Here is a 4857-nt window from a genome sequence, read left to right on the forward strand (position 1 = left end):
GGTCCGACGGATGAGCGGAATTCCACCGGTTCCCCTGGTGTTTCCTGGCATCACTCCATCCCGGACTACCTTCGGCTGATCGAAACCTGCCTTGAGGAAATCCGCGCCGGCGAGACCTATGAGGTTTGCCTGACCAACCGGCTCTATCTGCCGCCGCTGGACGATCCGCTCGGGACCTACCTTCTGCTGCGCCGGCTCAACCCCGCTCCCCATGCGGCCTATCTGCGCTTCGGGGAACTGAGTGTCCTTTGCTCCTCGCCGGAACAGTTCCTCCGCATCGATCCCGCCGGCACCGTACGGACGAAGCCGATCAAGGGCACCCGGCGGCGTGGAAAGACTCCGGAGGAGGACGAGCGCCTGCGCGCCGCCTTGGCCGGCGACGAAAAGGACCGTTCGGAAAACCTGATGATCACCGACCTTCTGCGCAACGACCTGGGCCGCGTCTGCCAGGTCGGTTCGGTCCATGTTCCGAGCCTTATGGATGTGGAAAGCTACCGCACCGTCCACCAGCTCGTGACCACGGTAGAGGGGCGATTGCGGCCGGAGTGCGACGCGGTGGACTGCTTTCGCGCCACGTTCCCCGGCGGATCGATGACCGGCGCTCCCAAGCGGCGCACCATGGAGATCATCGAGCGGCTGGAAGGGACGCCGCGCGGCATCTATTCCGGAAGCATCGGCTTCTTCAGCCTCGACGGTGCGGCCGATCTGAATATCGTGATCCGGACCATCGTTTCGGATGGGCAGACGAGCACGGTCGGGACCGGGGGCGCCATCGTGGCGCTTTCCGATCCGGCGGACGAGGTGGCGGAGATCGAGTTGAAGGCGGCGGCATTGGTCGCTGCCGTCACCAAAAGCCGGTCGAAGGTGCGGGAGCTGGAAGAATGACCGCGAAGTGTTTCCTGAACGACGGGATCGTCGGCCAGCCAGGCGCCGGCATCGCTTTGGCGGACCGTGGTTTCACGCTGGGCGATGGAGTCTTCGAGACGTTACGCGTGCGGAACGGCGGCGTGGTCGACGTCCAGGCTCACCTGGAGCGGCTGACGGCGGCACTCGATATCCTTGGGTTTCCGCATCTGGCCCGGGACCGTGATCTGGCCCGGCACCTGGAGGACACCCGCGAGGCCAATGGCATGGCCGAGGGCGTCCTTCGGCTGACCGTCACCCGAGGGCAAGGCGTGCGGGGACTGGCCCCTTCCCCGGATGCGGTACCGACAGTCTGCATCACGGCGGCGGGATTGCCGTCGAGACCCGACAGCTTCACCGCCATCGTCGCGACAAGGACGCGGCGGAACGAGTTTTCCCCGCTCTCGCGGATCAAGTCGCTGGGCTATCTGGACAACATCATCGCACTCGGCGAAGCGAACGAACGGGGCTTCGACGACGCGGTGCTCCTGAACGGACGGGGAAACGTCGCCTGCTTTACCGCTGCCAACCTGATGGTGCGTTTCGGCAAGGAGATGGCGACGCCGCCGGCCGGCGACGGCGCTTTGCCCGGTACGGTGCGCCGCAGGCTGCTGGAGCGACTGACCATCACGGAGAGGAGCCTGACGCCGGCCGACCTCGAACGCGCCGACGAAGTCGTTTCGGTCAACAGCCTGGGTGTGCGGCGCCTGAGCGCGCTTGGCGGCGGCGTCCGGCCGGAAGGGCGCGAGTTGCACGATGCGGCGGCGGAGATCTACCGCGATCTGAGATGACGGGATGGGAGGACGTCACTTGTAGATGCCGATGGAGGCGGCGATGTCCTTGCCGGCGACCCGCTTGACGTAGGTCAGCTTCGGTTCGACCCTGTTGGTGACAGGGTTGATCCAGCGATATTCGACCCAGCCCTCGCCGCTGTCGCGCGCGGTCCTGATGATGTCCTGGATCAGGGACTTGCCGTCGGCGTCCTTGAGATAGATGACGTTGAGCCCGACACTGGCCGGCCGTGGCGGGTAGATCAGCCAGGCTCCCTTGAAGTCGAGCAGGTTGACGTAGATCTCGCCGAACTTGAACTCGCCCTCCTTGTTGAAAAGTTCCCTTGCGGCCTCGACCCCCTGGGTCTCGACGATCGCGACGGCTCTCCGGGTAAGATCCACGACTTCGTCCGGAGTCGGCTTCAGAGTCTCCGCGTGGGCGGATCCCGGAACACATGATCCGGGCACACCCACTGCCGAAATGATCGCGAGGGCAAATGCCGCAGCGGCGGCCAGACGGCGGGTCGTTGCGGAAATCCATGACATCATCGGTTCTTTTCCCCGGCCCGGCCATTTCGGACGAATGGTTTGCCTCCTGTCAGGAAGCCGGCCAGCAATTCCCGGCAAACGGCAGCCTGTCTCGGCGCACCAAAAGGAATATATCAAATAGAATAAATGTCAATAAATTGCCCGCGATCCGCTTCTGGTTCGATGGACCATGTGATGAGGCGGGTGTTTCTCCCGCAAGACATCCGGCCGGCCCGGCTCAACTCACCCAAGACGATGGCTGGAGTTTTGATATTGTTTGCAAGAAGATGGTTTGATCACGAACAATCAGTGAGACGGCAGAACTGGAACCCGGCACGATAATCTCCCTGGTCAGACTGTCGCAACATTGCGGCAGCGCAGCATGCGCTTTTTCATGGACAGCGCGAACCGGCGGGAGGACCATCACAAATACCAAAATTGGTAAAGGATCGAGGGCGCCCACGGCCGTTCTCATTTTGATCCGGCCGGTCCCACGGACGCCCCAGATCGCGCTTGTACGGTACTGGGAGGTTCCGAATGCCAAGCACCAGATCAGCGGGGCCACGCTGCGCCGCCCTCGTCGGCCCCTATCTAAGCGGCAAGACCACCTTGATGGAGAGCCTGTTGTTCGCGGCTGGGGCGGTCAGCCGAAAAGGCAGCGTCAAGGATGGCAACACTGTAGGCGACAGCGCGCCCGAAGCCCGAGCCCGCAAGATGAGCGTCGAGGTCGGGCTTGCCAACGCCGAGTACCTGGGCGAACGCTGGACCTTCCTGGACTGTCCCGGATCGGTCGAACTGGGAGCCGAAGCGCAGACCTCGCTGATGGTCGCCGACGTCGCGGTCGTCGTGTGCGAGCCCGTTCCGGACAAGGCGCCGATGCTGGCCCCGCTGTTCAAGTTCCTGGACGACAACGGCATTCCCCACATCCTGTTCATCAACAAGGTGGACAGTCTGGACACCCAGGAAATCCGGGTGCGCGACCTGATGCAGGCGCTTCAGGCGGTGTCTTCAAGGCCCCTGGTGCTGCGCGAAGTGCCGACCCGCGACGGCGATACGATCACCGGCTATGTCGATCTGGTCAGCGAGCGGGCGTATCACTACAACCCGCATGCGCCGTCCAACCTGGTCGAGGTGCCGGCCACCGTGCGCGAGCGCGAGCAGACGGCCCGGCAGGAGCTTCTGGAAGCCCTGTCCGACTTCGACGACAGCTTGCTGGAACAGCTTCTGGAAGACGTCGCTCCCGACAAGGAAGAGATCTACCGGCAGCTTGCCAAGGATCTGGCGTCCGACCTGATCGTGCCGGTCTTCATCGGCTCGGCCGAGAACGACAACGGCGTGCGGCGCCTGCTGAAGGCGCTCCGCCATGAGGCGCCGGAAGCCGAAGCGGCGGCGGCGCGGCTGGAAATCCCGATGAACGGCAACACCGTCGTCCAGGTGTTCAAGACCTACCACGCCCCCCATGCCGGCAAGCTCAGCTTCGCCCGCGTCTGGAAAGGCACCGTCAGCGACGGGCAGACGCTGGGAGGGGACAGGGTCAGCGGCATCTACCGCATGCAGGGACACGACCAGCACAAGCTCTCCAGCGCGTCCGCCGGCGAAGTCGTGGCGCTGGGGCGGATGGAACACGTGGCGACCGGCGAAGTGCTGGACGATCAGGGCGGCAAGGTCAAGGCGCCGCTGTGGCCGGCCCCTCCCGCACCCGTCTATGCCCTGGCGGTTTCCGCCGAGCAGCGCAGCGACGAGGTCAAGCTGACCGGAGCCATCGCGAAGCTCGCCGAGGAAGATCCTGCATTTTCCGTCACCAACAATGCCGACACCGGCGAGATCGTGCTGTGGGGACAGGGCGATATCCATCTCCAGCTCGCGATGGACAGGCTGCGGTCCAAATACAACCTGCCGGTCCGGTCGCGCATGCCGGCGGTTGCCTACCGCGAGACGATCCGCAAGCCGACGGCCCAGCATGCCCGCTTCAAGCGGCAGACCGGCGGCCATGGACAGTTCGCCGACGTCCAGGTCGAGATCAAGCCGCTGCCGCGCGGATCTGGTTTCGCCTATGACGAGAAGGTCGTGGGCGGCGTCGTGCCCCGGCAGTTCATCCCGGCGGTAGAGGCCGGCGTCAAGGAATACCTGGTGCAGGGACCGCTGGGCTTCCCCGTGGTCGATGTGGCGGTCACCCTGATCAGCGGCCAGTTCCACGCGGTCGACAGCAGCGAGCAGGCCTTCAAGACGGCCGGCCGCATGGCGATGACCGAGGGCATGCCGAAATGCGATCCGGTCCTGCTGGAGCCGATCCTTCAGGTCACCATCGCGGCGCCGACCGAGTTCACCCCCAAGGTGCAGCGCCTGATCACGGGACGGCGCGGCCAGATCCTGGGCTTCGACGGCCGGCCGGGCTGGGAAGGCTGGGACGAGGTCAAGGCGCTGATGCCGGAGGCGGAAGTCCACGACCTGATCGTCGAACTCCGGTCGCTGACGCTGGGGCTGGGTTTCTTCACCACCAGCTTCGACCATCTGGCGGAACTGACCGGGCGGCTGGCGGACCGCGCGATCGAGATCCGGCAATCGTCTGTCGCGGCGCAATAAGAGAGGTTGCGGGATAGCGTTATAACCACTTGCATATAACGTTTGATCGGGGCCAAGGTATGTTTCGGCAGGT

5 protein-coding genes are annotated in these 4857 nt (G+C 64.5%); 4 read left to right on the forward strand and 1 reads right to left on the reverse strand.

Going from position 1 to position 4857, the window contains the following annotated elements:
* Together pabB and AC5JJ6_RS41630 are read left to right on the forward strand one after the other, a co-directional pair.
* A partial coding sequence (pabB, locus tag AC5JJ6_RS41625) for an aminodeoxychorismate synthase component I (protein WP_496047690.1) occupies nt 1-885 on the forward strand: 885 nt, incomplete at its 5' end.
* On the forward strand, nt 882-1694 hold the full coding sequence (locus AC5JJ6_RS41630) for an aminotransferase class IV (RefSeq protein WP_496047691.1): 813 nt from the start codon (nt 882-884) through the stop codon (nt 1692-1694). The genes pabB and AC5JJ6_RS41630, both read left to right, overlap by 4 nt.
* Nucleotides 1695-1709: 15 nt before the next feature.
* Here AC5JJ6_RS41630 and AC5JJ6_RS41635 read toward each other — a convergent pair whose 3' ends face one another.
* Nucleotides 1710-2222: a cache domain-containing protein gene (locus tag AC5JJ6_RS41635; RefSeq protein WP_496047692.1), complete on the reverse strand. Its 513-nt coding sequence runs from the start codon at nt 2220-2222 to the stop codon at nt 1710-1712.
* Between AC5JJ6_RS41635 and AC5JJ6_RS41640 the strand changes: the two genes are divergently transcribed.
* A complete protein-coding gene (locus tag AC5JJ6_RS41640; protein ID WP_496047693.1) occupies nt 2213-2497 on the forward strand; it encodes a hypothetical protein in 285 nt (94 codons plus the stop codon). The genes AC5JJ6_RS41635 and AC5JJ6_RS41640 overlap by 10 nt on opposite strands.
* A gap of 241 nt (nt 2498-2738) precedes the next feature.
* Nucleotides 2739-4784: an elongation factor G gene (locus tag AC5JJ6_RS41645; protein ID WP_496047694.1), complete on the forward strand. Its 2046-nt coding sequence runs from the start codon at nt 2739-2741 to the stop codon at nt 4782-4784.
* The last annotated feature ends 73 nt before the right edge of the window (nt 4785-4857 follow it).

The organism is Skermanella sp. (genome assembly GCF_059503625.1).